The sequence below is a fragment of the Nonomuraea sp. LPB2021202275-12-8 genome, assembly GCF_037044575.1.
Taxonomy (GTDB): Bacteria; Actinomycetota; Actinomycetes; order Streptosporangiales; family Streptosporangiaceae; genus Nonomuraea.
In genome coordinates, this window is sequence record NZ_JBAHWD010000097.1 from 1 (window position 1) to 2474 (window position 2474).

Below are 2474 nucleotides of genomic sequence, written 5' to 3' on the forward strand. Positions count from 1 at the left end.
CCGTGGGCAGGGTTGCCTGCTTGCTGCACCGACAGGGTGTTGCCGAAGGGGTCGCGGCCGTATCGCGATTGGACAGCACCGGTTGGGTCGGTGATGGCGATGATGTCGTTGTCGAGGCCCGCATAGACGAAGCGCTGCTCACCGCCGCCGCTCTGCCGGGTGGCCACGCGATCGAAGGCGTCGTAGGTGTAGTGGGCATCGCCGTCGTTGAGTAGCCGGTCGAAGGCGTCAAAGGTGAGGTTGCGGGTGACGCCGTTCTTGGTCTGGGTGGCCAGTGTGCCGCGCGGAGTATAGGTGTAGTCACTGCCGTCTCCAGACAGCAGACGGTTGCGCTCGTCGTAGCTGTAGGTCTTGTCCCCTGCTTTAGTGCGGTTGCCAGAGGCATCCCACGTGTAGCTCGTGATGGTGCCGTCCGGCCCGGTCCAGGAGGTCAAGCGGCCGGCATGGTCGTAGCCGTAGGCATTTAAACCGGCGCCCGCAGTGCCAGCGGTCGTCTTAGAGGTCAGGTTGTCATCTTTGTCCCAGCCGTATGTGATCTTCGCGAGTTGGCCTCCCCCGCTCTTCTTAAGCGTGTGGGTGATCGGCCGGTCGAGGGCGTCGTACGTGTAGGACTGGGTGTTGACGGGATTGGTCGAGGTGATGGTGGTGAGACGGTCTGCCTTGTCGTAGTCGTAGGTGTTGGTACGGCCGCTGACAGGGTCTGTGACGGTCTTTAACCGGTTGTCGTTGTCCCAGGTGAACGTAGTAGTGCCTGTCAGGTCGACGCGCTGGCTGGGGTTGCCCACGGCGTCGTAGGCGAAAGTGGTGCTCGCCCCTGAGGGGGTGGAGACTTTGGTCAGCAGGCTACGGTCGTTGTACTCGAGTGTCTGGTCACCCACAGTGGTGATGCGGTGGGCGAGGTCATACCCGTAGGCCTTGTCCTCGGCGACGATGCCCGCGCCGGAGCCGGAGATCTTGGTCACCCGGTTCATGGCATCGTACTGCCGGTGCAGGCGCACTCCGCCCGGCTGTACAAGAGCGGTCTCATTGCCGGCGATGTCGTAGACGTGCGTCCAGGTACGGTCAGTCAGAGTGGGGTGGGCTGCGGTGGCCGGCTCGATGAGGGTCTCGATCAAGCCCAGAGTGTTGTAGCTCGTCCACGTCGCATTTCCGCGACCGTCAGTCATGCGGGTTGGCGCGCCGACGGCGTCATGACCGTAGCTGGTGGTGATGGATTCCGTGTTGGAGACGGGTTCTACCAACTCGGTCAGCAGGTTGACAGCGTCGTAGGCGCGGCGGGTTACGTGGCCTTCACCGGAGGTGAAGCGAGTGAGGTTGTCGGCTAGGTCGTAGCCCATGGTGACGGCGCGTACCGTCGCCCCGCTGCTGTCCAGGCTTTTCACGCTGGTAAGCCGACCGGCCAGATCGTAGTCTCCGACCATGGCGTTGCCCAGAGGGTTGGTGACCTTCTGCGGGCGGCCCACCAGATCGTAGGTGTAGGTGGAGATGTCATTCATTGGGTCAGTCACGGCCGTGGTCTCGCCTGCGGCGTTGACCGTGTAGGTGGTCGTCTGGTTTCCCGGAAGGATCACCTTGGTGAGGTCTCCGGCGTCGTTGTAGCGCAGGTTGGTGGTGTACGCGGCACTCGCGGGGCGGCGTTCTACCGCAGTGCTGGTAATCTGCCGACCGAGGTCGTCGTAGGTGGCGGCCGTGCGTGCCCCGGTCGGGTCGATTGCCGCCAGTTGCTCGCCCATCAGGTCGAACTCCGCCAGCCATTGCCCGGCAGGCTGGCCTTGGGCTGGCGATGGGTCGGTGACACGGACTGGGTTGTCCAGCGCGTCGTACTCGATCGTGGTGTCTTGCCCACGCGGGTCGGTGAATTTGACCAGGCGTCCCCCGGCGTCATACCCGTAGGCCATCTTGGGCGTGACCGTGGAGCCGCCGGGCGGCGTGTACGGCATCCCAGTCAGCGACGTGCGCCGGCCCATTCGGTCGAATTCGGAGGTGGCAAGCCGTCCCTCGGGATCGATGACATGGGTCTGCCGGTCAGCGCTGTCGTATCCGATCCGCAAGGTGGGACGCGCCTCTTGGGACGATCCCGCCTTGTCGATCTGCACCGGTGGATCCTTGGCCTCGACGAGCCTGCCGATCCGGTCGTAGCGATAGGAGGTGGCGAACGCCACCTGATCCGCCCCGTCCACATTGCCGCGCGGGTCGACCTTCTGGAGAATCAGTCCGCGATCGTCGACCATCCAGGTGCTGGTCAGGTCCTGATCTTCGTTGTTGATCGTCTGGCGAACGAGGTGGTTCTCCTTGTTGTAGGCGAACTCGCTCGTCTCAATCCGGCTCGTGCCGGATCCGGACCTCTGAGTCGTGATGATGTTGTCGTTCGCGTCGTAGACGTAGACGGTCTTACGGGCGAGGTTGGTCGGATCGAGCGTGACGGAGCTGAGCCTGCTCGCTGCGTCATAGATGTAGTCGATCGTGGTGGTGCG

General features: G+C 63.6%; 1 pseudogene. It reads right to left on the reverse strand.

Features of this window, described 5'->3' with window-relative positions:
• A pseudogene (locus V5E28_RS48770) lies at positions 1-2474 on the reverse strand (DNRLRE domain-containing protein); the annotation flags it as partial.